Annotated in this window: 19 protein-coding genes; 10 read left to right on the top strand and 9 right to left on the bottom strand. The window is 64.5% G+C overall.

Going from position 1 to position 21,183, the window contains the following annotated elements:
• Positions 1–7: 7 nt before the first annotated feature.
• The 5 genes from ACT6SE_RS05490 to map all read left to right on the top strand — a co-directional run bounded on the left by ACT6SE_RS05490 (position 8) and on the right by map (position 3,530).
• Positions 8–1,072 carry a GNAT family N-acetyltransferase gene (locus tag ACT6SE_RS05490; protein ID WP_046429621.1) on the top strand — a complete coding sequence of 355 codons (1,065 nt, stop codon included), beginning with the start codon at positions 8–10 and terminating at the stop codon, positions 1,070–1,072.
• Positions 1,073–1,075: 3 nt separating this feature from the next.
• Complete coding sequence (locus ACT6SE_RS05485) at positions 1,076–1,960, top strand: arginase family protein (RefSeq protein ID WP_046429619.1); 885 nt, start codon at positions 1,076–1,078, stop codon at positions 1,958–1,960.
• A 139-nt stretch (positions 1,961–2,099) separates the two neighbouring features.
• The gene (locus tag ACT6SE_RS05480; RefSeq protein ID WP_046429617.1) at positions 2,100–2,459 is read left to right on the top strand and encodes a bleomycin resistance protein; all 360 of its coding nucleotides are present in this window, start codon (positions 2,100–2,102) and stop codon (positions 2,457–2,459) included.
• Between the two features lie 68 nt (positions 2,460–2,527).
• On the top strand, positions 2,528–2,740 hold the full coding sequence (locus ACT6SE_RS05475) for a ParD-like family protein (RefSeq protein WP_014646422.1): 213 nt from the start codon (positions 2,528–2,530) through the stop codon (positions 2,738–2,740).
• Positions 2,741–2,747: 7 nt separating this feature from the next.
• Positions 2,748–3,530: a type I methionyl aminopeptidase gene (gene map / locus ACT6SE_RS05470; protein ID WP_014646421.1), complete on the top strand. Its 783-nt coding sequence runs from the start codon at positions 2,748–2,750 to the stop codon at positions 3,528–3,530.
• Here map and ACT6SE_RS05465 read toward each other — a convergent pair.
• Positions 3,527–4,141, bottom strand: a complete 615-nt coding sequence (locus ACT6SE_RS05465; protein ID WP_014646420.1) for a LysE/ArgO family amino acid transporter — start codon at positions 4,139–4,141, stop codon at positions 3,527–3,529. The two genes, map and ACT6SE_RS05465, sit on opposite strands and share 4 nt — an antisense overlap.
• Before the next feature lie 106 nt (positions 4,142–4,247).
• On the opposite strand from ACT6SE_RS05465, the gene ACT6SE_RS05460 reads away from it, so the two are divergent.
• The 5 genes from ACT6SE_RS05460 to ACT6SE_RS05440 all read left to right on the top strand — a co-directional run bounded on the left by ACT6SE_RS05460 (position 4,248) and on the right by ACT6SE_RS05440 (position 9,922).
• Positions 4,248–5,141: a LysR family transcriptional regulator ArgP gene (locus tag ACT6SE_RS05460; protein WP_046429615.1), complete on the top strand. Its 894-nt coding sequence runs from the start codon at positions 4,248–4,250 to the stop codon at positions 5,139–5,141.
• 78 nt (positions 5,142–5,219) lie between these two features.
• Complete coding sequence (locus ACT6SE_RS05455) at positions 5,220–6,620, top strand: TolC family protein (RefSeq protein ID WP_014646418.1); 1,401 nt, start codon at positions 5,220–5,222, stop codon at positions 6,618–6,620.
• Positions 6,613–7,626, top strand: a complete 1,014-nt coding sequence (locus ACT6SE_RS05450; RefSeq protein WP_046429613.1) for an HlyD family secretion protein — start codon at positions 6,613–6,615, stop codon at positions 7,624–7,626. The genes ACT6SE_RS05455 and ACT6SE_RS05450 overlap by 8 nt, the downstream gene beginning before the upstream one ends.
• Positions 7,611–8,798: an ABC transporter permease gene (locus tag ACT6SE_RS05445; RefSeq protein ID WP_046429612.1), complete on the top strand. Its 1,188-nt coding sequence runs from the start codon at positions 7,611–7,613 to the stop codon at positions 8,796–8,798. The genes ACT6SE_RS05450 and ACT6SE_RS05445 overlap by 16 nt, the downstream gene beginning before the upstream one ends.
• A complete protein-coding gene (locus ACT6SE_RS05440) occupies positions 8,795–9,922 on the top strand; it encodes an ABC transporter permease (RefSeq protein WP_046429611.1) in 1,128 nt (375 codons plus the stop codon). The genes ACT6SE_RS05445 and ACT6SE_RS05440 overlap by 4 nt, the downstream gene beginning before the upstream one ends.
• A gap of 128 nt (positions 9,923–10,050) precedes the next feature.
• Here ACT6SE_RS05440 and ACT6SE_RS05435 read toward each other — a convergent pair whose 3' ends face one another.
• The 8 genes from ACT6SE_RS05435 to ACT6SE_RS05400 form a co-directional block, all read right to left on the bottom strand.
• Positions 10,051–10,419, bottom strand: coding sequence for a glycine zipper 2TM domain-containing protein (locus ACT6SE_RS05435; protein WP_014646414.1), 369 nt, complete (start codon positions 10,417–10,419; stop codon positions 10,051–10,053).
• A gap of 167 nt (positions 10,420–10,586) precedes the next feature.
• Complete coding sequence (locus tag ACT6SE_RS05430) at positions 10,587–12,809, bottom strand: methyl-accepting chemotaxis protein (RefSeq protein ID WP_046429609.1); 2,223 nt, start codon at positions 12,807–12,809, stop codon at positions 10,587–10,589.
• Positions 12,810–13,506: 697 nt separating this feature from the next.
• A protein-coding gene (locus ACT6SE_RS05425; protein ID WP_087944428.1) for an IS3-like element ISStma9 family transposase occupies positions 13,507–14,648 on the bottom strand; the annotation gives its coding sequence in 2 pieces (ribosomal slippage) (positions 13,507–14,411 and positions 14,411–14,648; 1,143 coding nt in all).
• A 624-nt stretch (positions 14,649–15,272) separates the two neighbouring features.
• On the bottom strand, positions 15,273–15,395 hold the full coding sequence (locus tag ACT6SE_RS05420) for a hypothetical protein (RefSeq protein ID WP_258014395.1): 123 nt from the start codon (positions 15,393–15,395) through the stop codon (positions 15,273–15,275).
• Between the two features lie 247 nt (positions 15,396–15,642).
• Entirely contained in the window at positions 15,643–16,218 is a 576-nt protein-coding gene (locus ACT6SE_RS05415; protein ID WP_444811111.1) for a hypothetical protein, read from the bottom strand.
• A gap of 128 nt (positions 16,219–16,346) precedes the next feature.
• Positions 16,347–19,277, bottom strand: a complete 2,931-nt coding sequence (locus ACT6SE_RS05410; protein ID WP_444811110.1) for a hypothetical protein — start codon at positions 19,275–19,277, stop codon at positions 16,347–16,349.
• Positions 19,274–19,891, bottom strand: coding sequence for a hypothetical protein (locus tag ACT6SE_RS05405; RefSeq protein ID WP_283785278.1), 618 nt, complete (start codon positions 19,889–19,891; stop codon positions 19,274–19,276). The genes ACT6SE_RS05410 and ACT6SE_RS05405 overlap by 4 nt, the downstream gene beginning before the upstream one ends.
• A 63-nt stretch (positions 19,892–19,954) precedes the next feature.
• Positions 19,955–21,154: a hypothetical protein gene (locus tag ACT6SE_RS05400; RefSeq protein WP_444811109.1), complete on the bottom strand. Its 1,200-nt coding sequence runs from the start codon at positions 21,152–21,154 to the stop codon at positions 19,955–19,957.
• Positions 21,155–21,183 lie beyond the last annotated feature (29 nt).

The raw sequence follows: 21,183 nt of genomic DNA, 5'->3' as shown, positions 1-21,183 counted from the left end.
CGTGCCGATGGAGATGACGTCACGCGCATCCAGCACCGCGCTGGAACCGGCCGCGCTGCTGGAGGGCTTCCTGGCCCACCCGCCGCTTGGATTCGAGGCAGGCCTGCTTCCCAGCGGCCTGCCGACCTTCCGTGCGCCGCTCGACCTGACCACCACGATGGACGACGACCTGCGCGGCAAGCTGCTTGGCTTGCCGCTGTCGCGCCTGTGGCGGCCCTGGATCACCTGGAAGACCCGCTTCGTCGGTGCCACCAGCACCGAGTACACCCCGTTGCCCGCGCACGTCGCACCAGAGGCATTGGCCGAGGACGTGACGCGTCACGCGATCGGCGATTCCCGGCTGCTGGTGGTCAAGGACCTGGCAATCGATTCGCCGCTGCTGGACGACGCGGCCAATGCACACAGCAGCGCCTTCCTGCAGGCGCTGCTGGCACGCGGCTTCGTCGAACTGGAAGGCATGCCGCTGGCCTGGGTGGCGATCGATTTCGATTCGATCGATGGCTATCTCGGACGCCTGTCGTCCTCGCGCCGCAAGAACATCCGGCGCAAGCTGCGCTCGCGCGATGGCCTGCAGATCGACTGCATCGCCACCGGCGATCCGGCCCTCGCCGACCCGCAACTGCAGGCCGAACTGTACGCGCTGTACCTGGGCGTGTTCGCGCAGAGCGCGGTGCATTTCGACCAGCTCGACCTGCCCTACTTCCAACACCTGCTGGCCGACAGCCAGGGCCAGGGACGGATGTTCCTGTACCGCCACCAGGGTCTGCTGATCGGCTGGAACCTGTGCTACATCCACGCCGGAAAGCTGGTGGACAAGTACATCGGCCTGGCCTACCCGCAATCACGCGAGCACAACCTGTACGCGGTCAGCTGGATGCACAACCTCGAGTACGCGCTGCAGCACGGCCTGAGCCACTACGTGGCCGGCTGGACCGACTCGCGGATCAAGGCCGAGCTGGGCGCCCGCTTCACCTCCACCCGGCACGCGATCCACGCCCGCTCCCCGCTGCTGCGCGCTGCCCTGCGCAAGCTGGCCCCGTACCTGCAGGGCGAACCTGATGGAGGCGGTTGAACGATGTCGTCGCGTTTTCCGCTGATCCTGGACCTGGACGGTGGCGTACTGCCGCTGCCACAGGCGCAGACCCTGGCGCTGCCGCAGTGGCACGATCCGCTGCGCTTCGCCTGCAGCACTTCAACCCTGGACCGTTTCGCCGCTGAAGTGCTGGCACCGCTGCCGGCCCAGCTCGGCACGGTGATGCTCGGCAGTGGCGACTTCCACCACCTCAGCCTGCCGCTGCTGCGTCGCATGCGCGCGCACCAGCCGTTCCAGCTGGTGGTGCTGGACAACCATCCGGACAACATGCGTTTCCCGTTCGGCATGCACTGCGGGTCGTGGGTGAACGCGGCCAGCAAGCTGCCGCAGATCTCGCACATCCATGTGCTCGGCATCACCTCCAGTGACATCGGCCTGGGCCACGCCTGGGAGAACCATTGGCGCCCGCTGATGGGCGGGCGCCTGACTTACTGGTGCATGGATGTGGACGTGGGCTGGGGCCACCGCCTCGGCAGCGGCCGTGCATTCCGACGGTTCGAGCACCCGGAGGCACTGGTTGCCGCGTTCGCCGCCGAGCAGGCCAAGTCGCCGCAACCGACCTACCTGTCGATCGACAAGGATGTGTTCGCCGAGGACGTCGCCCGCAGCAACTGGGACCAGGGCCGCTTCCAGCTGGAACACGCACTGGTGGTGATCGAAGCGCTGCGCGCCGGCGGCCTGGTCGGCAGCGACATCACCGGCGAAGTGTCGCTGGCCAATTACCAGAGCCGCTTCAAGCGCTGGCTGTCGTCGCTGGATGGTCAACCTGACGTCAGCGCCGAGGATCTGCCGATGTGGCAGGCACGGCACCAGCAGGTGAATCGCGAACTGCTGGCGGCGATGGCCGCCGTGCCGACCGCCTGCTGACCGCGCCGGTCGTGCCGGCCGCTGGCCGGCGTGGCTTCGGTAGTGCCGGCCGCTGGCCGGCAACCTCATCGTTCCCAGGCTCGCCGGGATGCCGGCCAGCGGCCGGCACTACACTGGACTCCCGCCGCGGAGCCTCGCGATGCCCCAGACCGTCATCCCGCAACTGCGCATGCGCCATGGCGACACCACCCTGCCGTTCTACGTGCAGGGGCTGGGTTTCGTGGTCGACTGGGAACACCGCTTCGAACCCGGCTTCCCGCTGTTCGCCCAGCTCACCCGCGACGGCCAGACGATCTTCCTCACCGAACACAGCGGCGACTGCGAGGTCGGCGGCGCGGTGTACTTCATCGTTGAAGACGTCGACGCCCTGCACCGCGCCTTCAGTGCCGCCAACGTACCGATCGAGCAGCCACCGCACGACACCGGATGGGGCAGCCGCGAGATGCTCCTGCGTGACCCGGACGGCAACCGACTGCGCTTTGCCACCCACGTGGACTGAACGATGCGGGCTTGAGGCGAATATACGGAACATATATGCTTCGTATATCCATTCCGCCAGGACCGCCCATGGGCATCGTCAACATCGATGACACCCTGCACGACCAGCTGCGCCGTGCCTGCACCGTCTCCAGCCGTTCGATCAACGCCCAGGCCACCTTCTGGATCCGGGTCGGCATGCTGTGCGAGATGAACCCCACGCTGAGCTTCCAGGACATCGTCGCCAGCGAACTGCGGGCAGCCGGGGTGCAGCCGCAGGCGCTGGCGCCCGGGCGGGCCTGACATGACGATGATCAAGCAGCCGCACGAAATCGCGTTGCTGGCCGAATCCGGGCGCCTGCTGGCGCAGGTGTTCGCCGCGCTCGACCAGCTGCCGCTGCAGGGACGCAGCACGATGGAGATCAACGACTTCGTCGAGCGCATGATCGTCGATGAGCTGCAGGCGCGGCCGGCCAGCAAGGGCCAGTACGGCTTCCCGTATGTGCTCAACACCTCGATCGACAACGTGGTCTGCCACGGCGTTCCCAGCACCACCGACGTGCTGCGCAACGGCCAGATCGTCAACCTCGACATCACCCTGGAGAAGAACGGCTACATCGCCGACTCCAGCACCACCTACCTGGTCGGTGAGGTCGACTACGCCGCGCGCAGGCTGGTGCAGGCCACCTACCAGGCGATGTGGAAAGGCATCGCTGCGGTGCGCCCGGGAGCGCGCCTGGGCGATATCGGCCACGCCATCGCCCGCCACGCGCGCAGCCACGGCTACAGCGTGGTGAAGGAATACTGCGGCCATGGCATCGGCCAGCAGATGCACGAGGAACCGCAGATCCTGCATTACGGCCATCCCAACACCGGCATGGTGCTGGAAGAAGGCATGGTGTTCACCATCGAGCCGATGCTCAACCAGGGCAAGCCGGCCATCCGTCAGCAGCCGGACCAATGGCCGGTCTACACCCGCGACGGCAAGCTGTCGGCGCAGTTCGAGCACACCGTGGCGGTCACCCGCAGCGGCGTGCGCGTGCTGACCCTGCGCCCCGGCGAAACCCCGCAGTGCGCGGTGGACGCGGCCTAGAGCGGGCGCAACAGCAGCAGCGTGGCGAGGCAGGACATGAAGACCGCCACGGCGGCATCCAGCACCCGCCAGGCGCCCGGCCTGCGGAACACCGGCTGCAACAGGCGCGCGCCATAGCCCAGCGTGCAGAACCAGGCCACGCTGGCGGCGCAGGCACCGGCGGCGAACGCCCAGCGCAGGTCACCGGGGTAGCGCGTGGACAGACTGCCCAGCAGCACCACCGTATCCAGATAGACGTGCGGGTTGAGCAGCGTGAACGCCAGGCAGGTCAGCAGTACCTGCCGTCCGCTGCCGCCCTGCGCCTCGGCGGCGGCCAGGGCACTGCCACCGCGCCACGCGCGCAGCCCCGCCCGCAGGCCATACCAGAACAGGAAGGCCGCACCACCGAAGCGCAGCACCTGCAGCAGCAGCGGCCACTGCAGCACCAGCGCGCCCATGCCGCCAACGCCAGCAAGGATCAGCGCGATATCCGCGCCGGCGCAGGCCAGCACTACCGTCCCCACATTGCGCTGCTGCAGGCCCTGGCGCAGCACGAAGGCATTCTGCGCGCCGATGGCGATGATCAGGCCGGCACCTGCGAACAGGCCGGCGGCGGTAGCGGCAATCCACATCGGGACAGGCCAGGCAGCGAGGGGACGCGCAGGGTGCGGCCAACAGCCTTGATTAGACAAACTGATTTTTCTTTATCCTGTGCAGGAAAACTGAAGAGGCACCGGCATGGACCTGGTACACCCGCAACTGGCCGCGTTTGCCGCGGTGCTGGAGGAAGGCAGCTTCGAGGCTGCGGCACGCCGCCTGTCGATCAGCCCGTCAGCACTGTCGCAGCGGATCAAGGCCCTGGAGGACAGGCTCGGGCAGGTACTGGTGGTGCGCCAGGCACCCTGCCGGCCGACCGCCGCGGGTGAAGCGCTGCTGCGCCGGGTGCGACCGATGCAGGCGCTGGAGGCCGAGGCATTGGCCGAGCTGCTACCCGAGCGTGGCAGCGACGCTGCGCGCACGCCGATCCCGCTGGCGGTCAACGATGACTCGCTTGATACCTGGTTCGTACCGGCCATCGCCGACCTGCACCAGCGCCACGGCTATCTGTTCGACCTGCGCATGGACGACCAGGACCACACCCTGCAGCTGCTGCGCGATGGCAGCGTGCTCGGCGCGGTCACCGCCGAAAGCCAACCGGTGAAGGGATGCAACGTGCACCCGCTCGGCGCGATGCGCTACCACGCCATCGCCTCGCCCGGCTTCGCCCGCCAGTACTTCCGCGATGGCATGCAGGCCGCAACCCTGGCGCACGCACCGATGCTGGTGTTCAACCGCAAAGATGAACTGCAGTGGCGCTTCGTGCGGCGCCTGACCCGCGCGCGGCTGCAGCCGCCGCTACACTACCTGCCCTCCTCCACCGGTTTCGTCGAAGCCGCCGCGTGCGGACTCGGCTGGGGCATGGCTCCGGAAACCCTGGTCGCGCCCGCCGTGCGCGCCGGCCGCGTGGTGGTACTGGAACCCCGCCGCTGGCTCGATGTGCCGCTGTACTGGCAGCATGCCGCCGTGCGCTCAAGCACGCTGCAGCACATCACCCAGGCGCTGCGCACTGCGGCCAGAGGCACCCTTCGTTGAGGACAAACCGATGATCGCAGACCCGGGCTTCACGCTGCACGCACTACCGTTTGCGCACTTCTTCACTACTGGGACGGCATGGGCGTGATCGGCCGACGTACAAGGATGCACCGCGCGAAGGCCGCGCTGGCGCTGGCAGCCTGCCTGCCATTCGCTGCCGCCGCGCAGCCCACCAGCAACGCACCGGCATTGGACTGGGAACAGGCACGGCAACGCCTGGAGCAGGTCTCCGATGCGTTGGCCGCTGCCGACGCCGCCGTGCGCAACAAGCAGGACCTGCAGGACGCGACCCGCCTGCTGCGCCTGCCGGAGATCACCGGCGAAGTGCGCCGGCTGCAGTTCCAGAAGACGCTCACCCTGCCCCTGGGTTCGCTGGCTCCGGTGGCCGAGGCCTTTGGCATCGACTCGCCGCTGTCGTTCACCGAACGCGACTGGCGTACCCGCCCGGTGGTGACTGCAGTGCTGCCGCTGTACACCGGCGGCGTGATTCCGGCCGCGCAACGTGCGGCCAGTGCCGCCCACGAACAGGCCAGCGCCGAGCGCGAAGCACAACGCCAATCGCTGACCGTGCAGCTGGCCCAGGCCTATTTCGGCCAGCGCCTGGCCGAGCAGGCGGTGGACGTGCGCCGCGATGTGCGCGATGGCCTCAACCGCCACCTGTCCGACGCAGAGAAGCTGGAACGCGAGGGCTTCGCCACCCGCGCGCAGCGCCTGCAGGCCACCGTGGCCCGCGACAAGGCCGAGCGCGAATACCAGAAGACGGTGAACGACCTGGCCACGCTGAAGGCCGCACTGGCCACGCTGCTGCGCAGTGGCGGCGAGGTGCAGCCGGTGTCGCCGCTGTTCGTGCAGCGCGTGCCACTGGAACCGGTGGCCAGCTTCGAACGCACCGCGCAGGCGCGGCAGCCGCAGATCGCGCGCCTGCGGGCGATGGTGGCGCAGGCCGAACAGGGCGTGCGCGTGCAGCAGGCCAAGCTGAAACCACAGATCTTCGCCTTCGGCCAGTACGACTTCCGTCGCCGCGACGAGATGCTGACCGATCCGGACTGGGCGTTCGGCATCGGCCTGAAGTACACCTTCCTGTCGCCGAACTCGCGGCCGGCGCAGATCAGCGCCGCGCGTGCGCAGCAGGACCAGGCCGAAGCGGGCCTGCGCGAGGCCGAGAACCAGGTCGCGCTGGGTGTGCGCAAGGCCTGGAACGAGCTGGAAACCGCACGCCAGCAGTACGTGCTGCTCGACAGCAGCATCGCCCAGGCACAGGAAAACCTGCGCCTGCAGGAGCTGGCGTTCCGCGAAGGCCAGGCGACTTCGCTGGATGTGATCGACGCGCGGCTCGGCCTGGGCGGCGCCCGCGTCGAGCGCGCACAGGCCGCCTACCAATACGATATTGCGCTGGCACAGTTGCTGGAGATCAGTGGACAGATGGACCGTTTCGAAGAGTTCCGGCGGCGGGCGGACGAGGTGATCGACCATGAGTGATGTGCTGCACGACGATGCGACGACGCCCCCGGGCAAGCGCCGGTTGGGACCGATCCTGGTAGTGGTGCTGCTGGTCGTGGTGGTGCTCGGCCTGTGGCTGGCCTGGCGCAGCCCGGCCGACCAGATCCAGGGCATGGCCGATGCGGACACGATCAACGTGGCCGCCAAGATCACCGCGCGCGTGGCCGAACTGAAGGTGCGCGAGGGCGACCGCGTGCAGGCCGGGCAGGTGCTGTTCCTGCTCGACAGCCCCGAAGTGGCCGCCAAGGAACAGCAGGCGCACGGCGCTTTGGCCGCCGCACAGGCAGTGGCCGACAAGGCCGACGAAGGCGCGCGCAGCGAAGACATCCGCGCCGCCGAAGCGAACTGGAAGCGGGCCGAAGCCGGTGCGGCGCTGGCTGAAGCCACTTACCAGCGCGTGCAGAACCTGTTCAACGAAGGGGTGATGACCCGGCAGAAGCGTGATGAAGCGCATGCCCAGGCCACCAGTTCGCGTGAGCTGGCCCGTGCCGCGCGCGCGCAGTACGACATGGCCCTGGCCGGCGCGCGCGAGCAGGACAAGCGTGCCGCGCAGGGCCAGGTGCAACAGGCACAGGGCGCGGTGGCCGAAGTCAACGCCGCGCGTGTCGAAGTGGAAGGGCGCGCGCCGGTGGCCGGCGAGATCAACAAGCGCATGGCCGACCCGGGCGAGCTGGTGCCGGCCGGCTACCCGGTGTTCACCCTGGTCGACATCGACCGCATGTGGGTCGCCATGAACCTGCGCGAATCGCAGATGCAGGGCCTGAAGGTCGGCAGCAAGCTGCAGGGCAGCGTGCCGGCGCTCGGCCTGGACGGCGAATTCGAGGTCTACTTCATCAATCCGGCCGGTGACTATGCAACCTGGCGTACCACCCGCCAGTCGTCCGGCTACGACGTCCGCAGCTTCGAGGTGCGGGTGCGCCCGGTACGCCGCATCGAGGGCTTCCGCCCCGGCATGAGCGTGCTGTTCGCATGGCCCCAGCACTGAGCCCCGGCCGCGGCGGCTTCGCCGCCAGCTGGCGGCGCGAGCTGCAGTCGCTGCGCGGCAACCGCGCCGACCTGCTGCTGGTCACCGTGCTGCCGCTGCTGATGCTGGTGGTGATGGCGTGGATGTTCACGCCTTCGGTGATGCGCGACATCCCGATCGCGGTGGTCGACCTCGACCACAGCAGTGACAGCCGCCTGCTGCTGCGCATGCTCGATGCCAGCCCCGGCGTGCGCGTCGCCAGCCAGCCGGTGGACCTGGAAGACGCACGTTCGCAGCTGCGTCGGCTGGATGTGTTCGCCATCGTACTGGTGCCGCGCGATGTCACCCGGCAGGCGTTGCGTGGACGCCAGGGCACGGTGTTCGCCTATTACAACGCCACCTACATGACCACCGGCCAGTCCGCGTCGCGCGATATCGGCGACGCGGTCTCGGCCTGGAACGCGCGCCTGCTGCGCGAGCGCATCGGCCTGCAGGTCGGCCCGGGCAAGCTGCGCGCGGCACCCATCGCGGTGCAGTCGGACATTCTGTACAACCCGGCACGCAGCTACGAGCTGTTCCTGCTGCCGTTGATCTTCCCGGCGGTATTGTCGCTGGTACTGGCACTTGCAGTGGCCGGCAGCCTTGGCCGCGAGATCCGCGACGGCACCCTGCCCGCCTCGTTGGGCCGCACGCCATGGCCGGCGATTGCCGGCAAGGTCGCGCCATACATCCTGCTGTTCTCGCTGTATGGCGCGCTCGGCATCGGTTACCTGGCCTGGCTGCGCGGTGACGGCGTGGCCGGCAGCGTGCTCCTGCTGCTGCTCGCACAGCCACTGTTCTACCTGGCCACGGCCGCCTACGCGTTGTTCTTCGTCGGCGTCACCCGCGACATGGGTACCGCGCTGTCCGCAGTCGGCCTCAGCATCGGCACCGCGTTGGCCTTCTCCAGCGCCACCTTCCCGGTGCTGGACGGCCCTCTGTTCACCCGCATCTGGCATCAACTGCTGCCACTCAGCGCCTACATCAAGCTGCAGACCCAGCAGCAGTTCATCGGTTCGCCGCTGCAGGTTTCGGTGTGGCCGCTGGCCACGCTGTTGTTGATGGCGGTGGTGGCAGGAGGCGTCGGCGGCCTGCGCCTGATCGCCTTTGCGCGCACACCTGCCGCCGCACAACCCGCAGGGGCCGACGCATGAGCGCACTCTGGCGCAGCCTGCGGCAGACCCTGATGGCAGTGCTCTGCGACCGCTACGCGATCGTGGTGATGGTCGGGGCGGTGATCCTGTACTCGTTCTTCTATCCAGCCGCCTACCGGCACCAGGTGGCCGGCAACCTGCCGGTGCTGGTGGTGGACGAAGACCACAGCGCGACCAGCCGCGAGCTGCTGCGCAAGCTCGACGCACTGCGCGTTGCGCGCGTGGTCGGTCAACCCGCGGACGTCGACAGCGCACGCCGGCAGCTGGAAGCCGGCCATGCCGAGGGGATCGTCGTGATCCCGGCCAATCTGGAGCGCGACATCCTGCGCGGCCACCCGGCCAAGCTGGTACTGCTTGGCAACGGTGCCTACCTGGGCCGCGCCAGCTGGGTGCTGGGCAGCGTGGCTGACGCGCTGGGTGCGTTCGGGCGTGATGCCGTGGTCGGCCAGGCGGCCTTCATGGGCGCACCGCAGGCACCGCCGGTCACGCTTGTGCAGCGCCCCCTGTACAACACGCAGGAAGGTTATGGCAGCGCCATCGTTCCCGGCGTGGCCGAGCTGATCGTGCACCAGACGCTGCTGATGGGCATCGGCGTCCTGCTCGGCGGCCGCCGCCTCGCGCTCGGCCGGCGCCTGCGCTTCGACCTGCCGACCCTGGCCGGCATGGCACTGGGCTTCGGCCTGATCGGCCTGTTCGGTCTGTTCTGGTATGCCGGGTTCACTGCCTGGGTGCAGGACTATCCACGCGGAGGCAACCCGCTGGGCCAGCTGCTGGGTGGCACGCTGTTCATCGCGGCGACGGTGGCCTTCGGCCTGTTCGTCGGCAGCTTCTTCCGCACCCGCGAACGCGCCTTCCAGTACATCATCGCCACCTCGATCCCGCTGTTCTTCCTCGCCAACCTGTCGTGGCCCTCGGTGATGACGCCACAACCGCTGGTCTGGCTGGCGCAGCTGCTGCCGACCACCTCCGGCATCAACCTGATGGTGCGCCTGAACCAGATGGACGCCAGCCTGGCCGAAGTCTGCCACGAACTGATCACCCTCACCGTCCTGCTGCTGCTCTACGGCAGCCTCGCCACCTGGCGCCTCCTCGCAAAAAAGGGGACGGAGGGGATTAAGTCGTAAGCGGCCGGTTGGGGGGATTGCGACTTAATCCCCTCCGTCCCCTTTTCCTGCAATGAAGAACGCCGGCGCGAGGCCGGCGTTCGAGTACTGCGATGTGGAAGGGGAAAAACGGGGCCGTCGGCGATCGATCAGCGATAGACGCGTTCGCAGCGGCGCTCGACCACGCGGTCGCCGTTCTTCTGCTGGCTGTTGCCCTGGATCTGGCGGCCCGCCGCACCACCGGCAACAGCACCGGCCACGGTAGCGAGCTTCTTGCCATTGCCGCCGCCCACCTGGTTGCCCAGCAGGCCGCCGATCACCGCGCCAGTGGCCGTACCGGCGATGCGGTTCGGATCGCGCGAGTTGCGCTGCACTTCCACGTTCTTGCAGACCACGCGGCTGCCATCGTTGAATCGGCGTCCCTCATCGCGCGGACCATAGGTCTGCGCGCCGGCCACCGACGAAGCCGCCAGCAGGGTGCCCAGCACAAGCAATCGGGTCGAGGTCTTCATGGCCATCTCCTAGGTTCCGGTATGGCGCAAGTGTCCTCCCGCGGCTGGCAACCGGAAGTGAAATGCGCGTGTCCGCGGCCTCATCGGCCATCGCGCGTTCAGGAAGAAAATCCGCGCCCATCACGATCAGCCATCGTGATGGGCGCCGTCTCCCTGCCGGCATTTGCCCTCTGCTAGAACTCTTCCCACCCCCCGGCATTGGCCGCCAGTGTCGGCTCGATGCGCGGCGACAGCGTTGCCGCCCTGCGCACCGGGGTGACCTTCGCGGCCACCGCAGCCAGGGCCGGACGCACGGCTGCAGCCGCCGTTACCGCGCCGGTGCGGAACACCGAAACCGCCTCGGCCAGCAGGCTCGCCTGCTCCTCCATGGAACGCGCCGCAGCACTGGCCTCTTCCACCAGTGCCGCATTCTGCTGCGTGGTCTCGTCCATCTGCACCACCGCCTGGTTCACCTGTTCGATGCCCGAACTCTGCTCCTGCGAGGCAGCAGAGATATCGGCCATGATGTCGGTCACACGCTGCACGGAAGCAACGATCTCGCCCATCGTGGTGCCTGCCTGTCGGACCAGCGCCGATCCATCGGCGACCTTGCCAACCGAATCCTCGATCAGCCCCTTGATCTCCTTGGCCGCACCGGCCGAGCGCTGTGCCAGCGTGCGCACCTCACTGGCCACCACCGCAAAGCCCCTGCCCTGCTCGCCGGCACGCGCGGCTTCCACCGCCGCGTTCAACGCCAGGATGTTGGTCTGGAAGGCAATGCCATCGATGACCGAGATGATCTCGGCGATCTTCTTCGACGAGGCCTCGATGGCCGACATCGTGGTGACCACCTGGCCGACCACCTCGCCGCCCTGCGAGGCGACACCGTGCGCACCGATGGCGAGCTGGTTGGCCTGGCGGGCGTGCTCGGCGTTCTGCTTCACGGTGGAGGTCAGTTCCTCCATCGACGCCGCCGTCTCTTCCAGGTTCGCCGCCTGCTGCTCGGTGCGCCGCGACAGATCGGTGTTGCCCGAGGCGATTTCGCCTGCCGCCAGATTGATGCTGGACGCGCTGGCCTGGATGCGCCCGACGATCTGCTTGAGCTGATCGACGGTGGCATTGCAGTCATCGCGCATGCGGGCGAACACGCCGTGGAAGTCGCCCTGCATGCGTACGGTGAGGTCACCGCGCGAGATCGCCTGCAGCAGGCTCGACACCTGCACCAGGTTCTGGTCGGTGGTCTGCATCAGGCGATTGAGCCCGGCCACCATGTCGCGGAAATCGTAGGCGAAGCGATCTTCATCGCCGCGCAGGCTGAAGTCGCCCGCCGCCGCGGCCGTCGCCAGCCGGCGGATCTCGCTGTTGATCGCCGACAGGCTGGCCTTGGTCTCGTCCATTGCCTGGGTGATCGCCGCCTTCTCGCCCGGCAGCGGATCCATGTCCACCGACAGGTCGCCACGGGCGTAATGCTTCATCACTTCGATCAGCCGGTTCTGTACCTGCACGTGTGAGCCGACCAGCGCGTTGGTCTCGTGCACCATGCGCCCGTAGTCACCAGGGAAGGCACTCTCGTCCATGCGATAGCTGAGGCTGCCCGCATCGTGCTGGCGGGCCAACTCGCCCTGCGCCGCCATCACCGACTGCAACTGCGCCTGCATGCGCTGCATCGACCTGAGCAGCTGCGTGACCTCATCGTTGCCGGAGGCGTCAATGCTGTTGTCCAGCCGCCCATTGGCGATGCCGTCGGCCAGCTTCACCGCGCCTTCCAGCGGGCGGGTCAGGCTGCGGGTGATGGCCCACGCGGCCAGCGAGCCCAGTACCAGGCTCAACACGCCGAACACGATCGACAGCGTGCCGGTCCAGGATTCGGTTGAACGGTATTCCTCGCGGCTGCGCTCGGTCAGTGTCTCCTGATGCCGCAGCAGGGTCGAGATCGCTTCGTTCCACGCGGTTGCCAGCCCCTGCTCGGCAAGCAGTTCCTTGGCCGCGCCGTCGAAATCCCCGGCCTTCATGCGCTCGTGAAGATGCCGGGTGGAGGCGTCGGTGGCCTTGCGTGCCGCGTCGATTTTCGCCACCAGGGTATCGCCGGTCGCGTCGCGCGGAATCCTGATGTACCTGGCCCAGATACCGTCGTAGGTCTGCGACAGCTCCTGCGCCTTCTGATAATCCTTGTCGAAATCCTCGCCGCGCTTGATCACCATCAGCCGTCGGTGCATCAACAGCGCGTTGTTGGTATCCAGCATGTCGTTCAACAGCCGCATCTTCACCATGTTGACGTCCACCACTTTCTCGAACTGGGCGGACTTCAGGTGATTTCCGTACAGCGCCAGGCCAACGATGGCCACGATGAACAGCAGCAGCAATCCAAACCCGGCACCCAGCCGGGATCCCACTCGGAGGTTGCGTAAGGCGAGCATCTCAATTCCCTTGATCATGGCCGTACGATCGATGGCGGCGCAGCGCGGGGAAACTTTATGGGTCGATATTATTGTATCGATCCAAATCTCTGGAACTATGCAGACAGGTGTGAAGGACACACTTAATGGAGGTGGTTATTCCTGCCGGGCATATCAATGTACGAGCACATCAATCGCAGTCATCACGCAGCGCTCGCGAGTCGTGACCGCGGAAACCGTCACTTGATGCACGGAGGGGGAGGATGAAGCCCATCGATCCCGGCACCCTTCTGTCCAGAGGAACAACGCGCTGCTTCGCGACTACCGTCAGGGCTGCAATCTGGCATCTGCCATCGCAGGGCCCCGACCCTTGAGTATTTCAACCCTGATGAAGGGGTCCAGACCCCATTACAATCGACTGCCACTGATCTCCCACTTATTGACCTTCAAGTCAATAAAACCGCAGTCATTGAGATTCTCGTCACTCTGGAAGTAGGAGACGGGAAGGTCACCCCATGCTGCACGGACCCACGCGCTGCGCTGAGGCAATACGATCGAGGAGTGCATGGAAACTGCGTACTTTCTACTCATGCCTGTCCACGGAAATTGACTCCCAGGACGGGGCGACGGAAATTTCCTCAAGATACCGCTCAAGGTCTCTGAACGGAGAGACCCCTATAGCAGCGAAGTGAATCGCCCAGGGTTTTCTAGACAGTCGTCAGCCGTTTAGTGCGTACTGCTTCTCGAACTCTACCGGGGACAGCCCGTCGTTGGAACTGTGCCGCCGTTTTGGGTTGTAGAACATCTCGATGTACTGGAAGACGTCGGCCCGTGCCTCGTCGTGATTGCTGTAGATCCTCCGCTTAATACGCTCCCGCTTCAGTAGCTGGAAGAAGCTCTCCATCGCTGCGTTGTCATGGCAGTTTCCTCGTCGACTCATGCTGCACACGATGTCGTGCTCGCGCAGGAAGCTCTGCCAGTCTTCGCTGGTGAACTGGGTTCCCTGGTCGGAGTGAAGCAGAAGCCCGGGGCTTGGCTTGCGCCGCCACACTGCAGCCAATAGCGCCTGCAAAACCAGGTCCGTATGTTGAGTTGGTCGGGTTGCCCATCCAACGACCTGACGCGAAAACAGATCAAGCACTACCGCCAAGTACAGGAAGCCGTCGTACGTGCGGATGTAGGTGATGTCCGTGACCCACGCGCGATTTGGCTCACTGACTTTGAAGCCGCGAGCCAGAACGTTCTTGGCGACTGATCCAACAGGGCCGCTCAATGGGCGTGGTCGCCGACCGTAGCCGACCATTGCCCGCAGCCCCTCGCTCTTCATCAAGCGTGCCACGCGATGACGACTACACGTCTCGCCAAGCTCGCGCAGATCTGTGGTCACTTTGCGGTGGCCATACACAGAGCCGCTTTCCAGCCAGCTGTGCTTGATTAGGCCGAGCAACCGCTGATCGTCCTTGTCGCGAGCGCTTGCCGGCTCTTTTAGCCAGGCGTAGTAGCCACTGCGATGGACGCCAAGCATCCGACACATCGCCGCGAGGCCGAACTCATCTGCGTGTTGCTTCATGAAGGCGTACTTTGCTCTTACCCCTTTGCAAAGTACGCGGCGGCTTTTTTTAGGATGTCTCGCTCTTCAGTGACCCTGCGTAGCTCAGCCTTGAGGCGGCGCACTTCCGCGTTCTGGTCCTGCTCGACACGCCGGCCAACATCGCCTTTGCCTTGTTGCCGCTTCCAGCCGTAAAGACTATGGATCGACACGCCCAGTCGCTCGGCAACCTCCGCTACCGGACGGCCGTACTCAACGATCTGTCGGACCGCCTCGATCTTGAACTCATCGGTGTACCGCTTCGTGCTCATAACCACCTCCGCCTAAGCCATAGTTTATGGCTGCGAGGTGTCTACGGAACCCTGGGCGATTCACGCCGCTGATGTTGAGGCATCCATTTTTCAGCGATGTAGCGCGAGCACGCATCATGAATCCAGCCTGCCAATGTTGCTATGGCGCGACGTGTCAGCCTGGAAAGTTTGTCCTCGGCACGGCGCTGGATCGCGTTAATGTGCACAGGGGCGTATGGCTCTTCTGCTCTTGGAATCTCGGCACGCAAGCCCAGTGATGAGGACAAGGCCGAGCCATTACCTGAAGGGCCGCGTGATCTTATGCCCTTCGATTGCGTGAGCCGCAATCACGTGCCACGGCCCTTCCGGAGACTCCATCGGACGGACGGGTTCTTCCGGCATATATCTCAGCCCCGCCCCCCATATATCCCACCCCTGCACACGATTCAAGAAATCGCCCCCACCTGGGTTGCCTGCTGCGTTGTCACGTTGGGGTTCCATCCCCATTGCATACCGTGTTTTTCGTTTTTGGCAATCAGCAAGCGATCTTGATGATGAAAGCCACGCCAACCAGAACTCCGGTTTGAAGGAAAAGCGAGACGGTGTGCAGATCCATCTGCTCCAAATCCTCCCTCAGCCACGCCATCATGACAGCAACCCTGCCACGTTGGCGGCCACGTAGCTCACCACCGAAAACGAAAGCAAGGTGATCAGCAGGTTCCCCACGTTGTCCACGGCGAACTCGTAAGCATCGGCAAAAATATACATAAGGGCCTCCCCCGGTTGTGTTTGACTGATTACAGTCAACCACATCTCATAAAACTGGCAACCCTAAAAATCTCGATTGATCGACACTTTTGATGTTTAGTCAAAACCTTTTTTCTCTTTCCCAACCCCCACCCCGTCTCTTGCTTTGAGCCGCTTTCGACGTTTGCTTTTATGGGTAGATCGATCCACTCACAAACAAGGGAACGTGCCCAATAAAAAGGGCCCCGAAGGGCCCTGAGTGGTGTGTTTACTGGCGGAACACATTGGGTTGGCGCTCGCGACCTTGCTTCTGCCAATCGAACTCTTCCTCATAGAGGCGCATCTTCTTCTGCTCGGCCAAGGCCGTTGCGGCAAAGGTGGCCCCACCCCACTTGCCCGCGCCGTATTTCGGAAAGTCCACCTGCACGTCATCGCTACGCTGGCGCTGCTTGCGCCACTCGTCCAGGCGCATCATGGGAATCTCCACCTGTCCCGCGCGTTGCTGCTCTTCCTTGGCGCGCTCAGAGGGCATCTGGCTCACTCCCTGGCGCTGCTCGATGGTCTTCACTAGCTCCTCTTGCTTGCTCGCCATCCGCTCTTGATGCTTCGCAATCTCCGCCGGATCCGACTTTCGAAGCCACGTTCGAATGTCTTTGCGGGTCTCTTTGAGACCAGCCTCCAGCTCCGCCATTTGCTTGTCATACGCTGCCCGCTGCTTGACCAGGAAGAGATTGGGTCGCCCTCTCACCTCCATTTCATGGCGCTGATTGGCCAAGTCCGCTGCTCGCTCCTCCAGCGCCACCAGCCGCTCCGGGTCCAAACGTCGCTCCATGGAGCGCTGCATGCGCTCCACTTCGGATTTTTACTCTTGGGCCTTCCGGTCCAACTCCGTCCATTTTTCTGCGACAGGCTCCTTGCTCGATGCCATCTGAGCGCGGAACTGTTGATCTTTCTCGTGATGATTGTGATTGTTCATTGCTTGGTCTCCTGCTGTGGGGATTGGAGGTCTTTGGAGCGCGCCTCGCGCTCCTTCTTGATGGCCGCAACCACCTCCTCGACTTGGCTAAGTGGAAGGAAGGGGGTGTTGCACACGTCGGCGCGACGAACGCCAGCCCGGTTGAACCAAAGAATGGCTCGCCCCTGCTGGTTCAGCAGGCCGGTGAACTCGGCTTGCGAGAACAACGGTTGGGCCTCGCGGTGACCGGACGCCGGCACCTCAATGTCCTTCACGGCATTAACCCCAGTGAGTTTCTGGCCGGTCCAGCGCATCTTGGTCACGGGGTCGATGTGGGTCGCCACCAAGCGCCCAGCACCCGCCCTGCGCAGTTGCTTCATGCCGGCCGCCATGGGGTGATTCGGGTCGAACAACGAGTTGTCCAACGCCATCTCAATCCCACCGGAGTAGTCCAAGCCAACGGCCTTCTGCTTGAAGGAAGTCATTTCTTCGACTCCGTAGCGGCTGGCCGCATACTCGTAGCTCTTCGGGGTGGTGCGCTGAAGAACGAGGTTCTGGAAGCTGCCCAAGAACTGATCAGCCGCATCCCCGGGCAGCTTCACCCGAATGCCGTCCACGTTCTGGGTGGCGTAGATACAGCCCATCTTCGTTGAGCGGCAGATCGGCAGGATGATCTGGTCCTCGCGCCCAATGAGGTTCTGGCACTCGTCTTTGATCAAGATCACCGGCAGCTCGCCGCGCCCGCGCCATTCTTCTTCACTGACTTCGTTCCGCAGCTTGATGCCGTTGTTCAGACGCTGGCAGATGAGGTTCTGAACCAACACGCCGGCGGTGCCGTGGCGCGTGTCGGGCAGGTTCACGCCCATGGAGGTGCCCTTGAGCATCTGGCCCACGTCCACTTCGCCTCGCTCAATGCTGTGCCAGGGCACGCCGTTCTCGTCCACCAAATACTTGCCGCGCATCAGGGGATTGATCCGACGGTCCACGTTGGCCATGAAACTGCCGCGCGTTTCGGCCGGGTAGGTCGGCCACTTCTTGAGCACGAACTCAAACGACATCTGAAGCAATGAGCCGCCGACGAGAAGGTCCGGGTGAATGGTCTTTTGAGCCGTTTCCAGCCGAAGGTCCCAGTCCTTCTTGCGGGCCGCAAAGTCCTCATCGCTTCCCAGATGCATGGGTTGCACGCCGAGGAAGTTGGCCGCCGCCAACAAGCTTTCACCGGGCAAGCTGCTGGTCTGCGTGGTGCGAATGTCGTTGATGGCGATGAGAACCTTGTTCAGGCGCTCCAGCGTCCACTGCCACTCGCGCTCCTTGGAAAGCTCTTGCTGGCGAATGGCCATTTTTGCTTCCAGGTCGGCGATCACCAGATCGATATCAGCACCATCCCCGCCATTGGCCACCTCAGCATCTTGCTTCTGAAGCAATCCTTCGATCTCAAGCTCCAGGCCCAGTTTCTCTGCGGCATCCAACGCCCGCATCTTGTTCTCATGGTTGTGGAGCGCTTCCAGGATGACGGTCGCGTGATCGATGATGTCCGCGGACATCCCCTTCCAAATATCCGTCTCGTCGTCTTCCATGCGAGTGTTGGTCAGCGCAGCCTTCACGCCCTGGGCATCCAGGCCTTCAATCAACCCCAGGTGGACGCCGGTCTCCACCACGTAGTCCAGCATGCCGCGAACCTCGCCAGCGAGCGCCCCCTTGCCGCAGAAGACCGCAAAAGCGCAGGGGTAGCCCGACTTCATGATTTCGGCCATCAGCCACCGAATGTAGGACGACTTCCCCATGCCGCTTTCGGCCAAAATCATGGCGTGCATGAACAGGTCATCGACGCTGATGCCCGCGGGGGAACCGGCGTCGTAGCAGAACTTCGCCCCTTTTCTCTTCAGGTGGCCGGTCGCCGTGCCCCAGGCAACGAATGGGGTTTTGTCAGCCAAGGCTTTCCGAACTTGGTTCTCCAAGGCTTCGGCCGTCGCCCGCTCCATCAACCCTTGCTTGCCCAGGTTGAACCGGGAGCTTTGGGACTGAAGCGCCAACGTGCGCTCTTTGTAGTCCCGCGAGTAGTAGACAAACCCGTATGCGCCGGCCATCACGAACCAGGCGAAGCCGCCGATCACCGGAGGGAAGAGCGTCGTGATCAGCAGCGCAACCATGCCAACACTGCTCCAAAGGACAAAAGCCTTCAGACGTGCCAGCCTTCCGCCCCACGCTTCCTGATCTTGCTCCACCGGAGCAATCAGGCAGTAGAGGAACCCAGCCACGAGATAAAGGGTCATTGCCGTCATGGCACCGTTCAACACGGTGTCGCTGGTCCAAGCCGCCGTCCCCAGGCCTTTGATGAGCACCAACGGCAATGCAAAGGTCAGGAAGAACGCCCGCAACGCATCCGCGGTGCCCTCGCTCCTTTGAATGGCCCTCACGTAGGGGACGACGACCGGAAGCAGCAACCACCCCAAGATACCGACGTAAGGGATGGCGGTGAGAGCTGAGATCAGCGCACCGAGGATGGGAAGCGCTGCATACATCAAGAAGAGCGCCGTGCTATCTCCCCCTTGGAACTTGTCCCTGGGAAGCACCCGGCTCTCGATCAGCCGCCCGTCTTTGGTCAGCTCCGCCCTGCCCTCCTGATTCTGCAGATCCAATGGAGCCGAAGGCCAGAAGACAGAGAACTTCTCGTCCTTCTCGTCCATCGACTCCGGAACCACGTAGCAGCCGCTTACGGCGTCGTATTCTGCTCCCAAATCCGTGGCGTTCTTCTCACGACCTTTCGGAACCACCAGCCGGCGGCTGGAGACACGGTTGTGCGCGTTGACCAGGCCTTGGACGTTCTTGTAGTTGGCCGAGGATTTTTGACGCATGGCATCAACGATCCCTTGAGGCGCTCCGCGCAGCAGGATCCGATGCTTGAGTTGGTTGGCGAGGTCCAACAGGTTGTAAAGATTCAATCTCATTTCAGTTCCTCCTGGCCCAACTCATTCCAAATCGTTCTGCACCGCACAACCGCATTGCTGGTAATGTCGTTCCTTTTCCATCTGTCCTCGCACTCAGCGCGAAGCGCGGCAAGTTCCTCCGCAGTGGCCTCCTTCTCAGCAGGTAACGCAGCCCTTTGAGCAGGTGCCGTGCTCGCTTTTGGCTCGGCGGACGCCGCCGCCCTTTTGGGGCGGGATTCTTGTCCACTCAAGCGATCCAGAGCGCCGGCAACCAACTGAACTGCCATCCCAACCGGCGATTCAGCCCAGTTGGAGAACGGCGCCGCAATCAGGGCGCAACCAAAGCTGACGGCCATCACGGCCAAAAAGGTTGCCTTCGGGATTTCGGCCTTACTGACCTGCCGGGCTTCCTCTGCGTGCTGCTGCCCAAGGGACCACGCTTTCAGATTGTGCTGCTGCAACTCAACCGGACGATCCTCGGCCAAATCGTAGTAACTGTCTTTGACGGCCTGCGGGACATTTTTTAAACCCAGATCATCAGGACGCCCCAAGAACGTCTCGCCATGCCACCGCATGAAGCGAGAGGTGAATGAAACCCCGGCGCCGCGATACGGCAAGAAGAACCAACCCAACATAAAACCTCCCTTGAATGTAACTACCATTTACTTGTAACCGACCATCTTGTTTGCGCAAGGGGGTTAGTTGATTCCAGCCTTCTTTGCCCAGGCGTCCATGTCGCTGTCTGCCTTCTCCTGCCACTGCGGTTCATCCCGCGGCGTTTCCGCTGCCGATTTCCTAGCCATGGGCTTTGCTCTGGCTTCCGCGGCAGGCATCGCTTTGGAACCCACCCGGGCCGGCTTTCGAACTGCGTCTGGAGCGTGCTTGTCGCCTTTCTCCACCGGTTGAACCTCGGCCCGTGCCGCCGCCCTGGGCGCTTCTGCGAGAGCAGGCACGGCGCCCTTCTCAACCGGCAACGCGGGCGGCGCTTCGGCCGCAACCGGCGCTTGCTCGGGTTCAGGAGCCGAAACAGGGGGCGCTTGCTTAACCCCCGGGCCCGGCACTTCCAGAGTTGAAACAGGCGCAGCCACGGCAGACGCAGGAGCCGCCGTGGGAGCGGGTTCGTTTTTCCCGGTGTCGCGAGTGACCCACCAAGCAATGCCCCCACCCAGCACCAAGCAGGCGACGCTGGCCACAACGACGATTGACCAACCCTTCTTGCGGCTGGCCGTTGTTGAGGTCGAGCCAGCATGGGCGACATGCGCTGGCGAGGGCTCCGGTTGAACCGCTGCCGCGTCCGCGACACGAAGCGCGGGCGTAGACGGGGGCAACGCCTCCTCATCTTCCAATGCCTCCGAAGCAACGGAAAGGTCCGCCGGCTTCACTGCCTCCTCTTCCGCAAGCACGTCCGGCGTCGGCTCTACGGCTTCTGGTTCGACAACGACCACCGGAGCCAGCGGATCTTGGGCCCGGCTGGGTCCTTCCGGTGCAACCGTTGTGGGTTCCAAACCCGGCTCGGGGGCGCACACGTCCACCGGCTGCGAACGGGCGTCAGGCTTCGCCGCTTCCTCCCGTTCGGCTTGTTCTTGTTCTTGCTGTTGCCGCGCCTGCTCGGCTGCGGCGGCTTCCTTGGCTGCCTTGGCTGCCTTGGCCTCCTCTGCTCGACGTGCCAAGGCTTCTTGGGTTTCTTTGGTCTTCTCGACAGCCTTCTCCGTCAGCTCCTTGGTCCTGCGCCCGAGGGCGCGGCCCCAATGCTTGGCAGCGTTCAACACCTCGCTACCGCCGCTTGGAGTTGTGGGCGGAGTGGTGGTGGCGGGCGACGGGGCGGTGTCGTCATCAAAAAGCTCAGCCAGCTCCTGCAGACGGCGAAGCTCTTCCGGGCTTTGGGGGGTGTTGCTCATCGGATCCTCCAAGAGTTTGAAAAAGATTT

Source organism: Stenotrophomonas sp. LC732, assembly GCF_052446685.1.
In the GTDB taxonomy this organism is placed as follows: domain Bacteria; phylum Pseudomonadota; class Gammaproteobacteria; order Xanthomonadales; family Xanthomonadaceae; genus Stenotrophomonas; species Stenotrophomonas muris.
The sequence above is the reverse complement of the archived record's forward strand: the minus strand, read 5'-3'. Positions and strand labels throughout refer to the sequence as shown.

Coding starts and splice junctions, on each gene's coding strand:
- ACT6SE_RS05460 (WP_046429615.1), top strand. CDS start 4,248: ATGGACCTGGTACACCCGCAACTGGCCGCGTTTGCCGCGGTGCTGGAG.
- ACT6SE_RS05430 (WP_046429609.1), bottom strand. CDS start 12,809: ATGCTCGCCTTACGCAACCTCCGAGTGGGATCCCGGCTGGGTGCCGGG.
- ACT6SE_RS05465 (WP_014646420.1), bottom strand. CDS start 4,141: ATGTGGATTGCCGCTACCGCCGCCGGCCTGTTCGCAGGTGCCGGCCTG.
- ACT6SE_RS05445 (WP_046429612.1), top strand. CDS start 7,611: ATGGCCCCAGCACTGAGCCCCGGCCGCGGCGGCTTCGCCGCCAGCTGG.
- ACT6SE_RS05410 (WP_444811110.1), bottom strand. CDS start 19,277: ATGAGATTGAATCTTTACAACCTGTTGGACCTCGCCAACCAACTCAAG.
- ACT6SE_RS05440 (WP_046429611.1), top strand. CDS start 8,795: ATGAGCGCACTCTGGCGCAGCCTGCGGCAGACCCTGATGGCAGTGCTC.
- ACT6SE_RS05455 (WP_014646418.1), top strand. CDS start 5,220: ATGGGCGTGATCGGCCGACGTACAAGGATGCACCGCGCGAAGGCCGCG.
- ACT6SE_RS05405 (WP_283785278.1), bottom strand. CDS start 19,891: ATGTTGGGTTGGTTCTTCTTGCCGTATCGCGGCGCCGGGGTTTCATTC.
- ACT6SE_RS05480 (WP_046429617.1), top strand. CDS start 2,100: ATGCCCCAGACCGTCATCCCGCAACTGCGCATGCGCCATGGCGACACC.
- ACT6SE_RS05400 (WP_444811109.1), bottom strand. CDS start 21,154: ATGAGCAACACCCCCCAAAGCCCGGAAGAGCTTCGCCGTCTGCAGGAG.
- ACT6SE_RS05435 (WP_014646414.1), bottom strand. CDS start 10,419: ATGGCCATGAAGACCTCGACCCGATTGCTTGTGCTGGGCACCCTGCTG.
- ACT6SE_RS05475 (WP_014646422.1), top strand. CDS start 2,528: ATGGGCATCGTCAACATCGATGACACCCTGCACGACCAGCTGCGCCGT.
- ACT6SE_RS05420 (WP_258014395.1), bottom strand. CDS start 15,395: ATGTATATTTTTGCCGATGCTTACGAGTTCGCCGTGGACAACGTGGGG.
- ACT6SE_RS05415 (WP_444811111.1), bottom strand. CDS start 16,218: ATGCAGCGCTCCATGGAGCGACGTTTGGACCCGGAGCGGCTGGTGGCG.
- ACT6SE_RS05490 (WP_046429621.1), top strand. CDS start 8: ATGGAGATGACGTCACGCGCATCCAGCACCGCGCTGGAACCGGCCGCG.
- ACT6SE_RS05485 (WP_046429619.1), top strand. CDS start 1,076: ATGTCGTCGCGTTTTCCGCTGATCCTGGACCTGGACGGTGGCGTACTG.
- ACT6SE_RS05450 (WP_046429613.1), top strand. CDS start 6,613: ATGAGTGATGTGCTGCACGACGATGCGACGACGCCCCCGGGCAAGCGC.
- map (WP_014646421.1), top strand. CDS start 2,748: ATGATCAAGCAGCCGCACGAAATCGCGTTGCTGGCCGAATCCGGGCGC.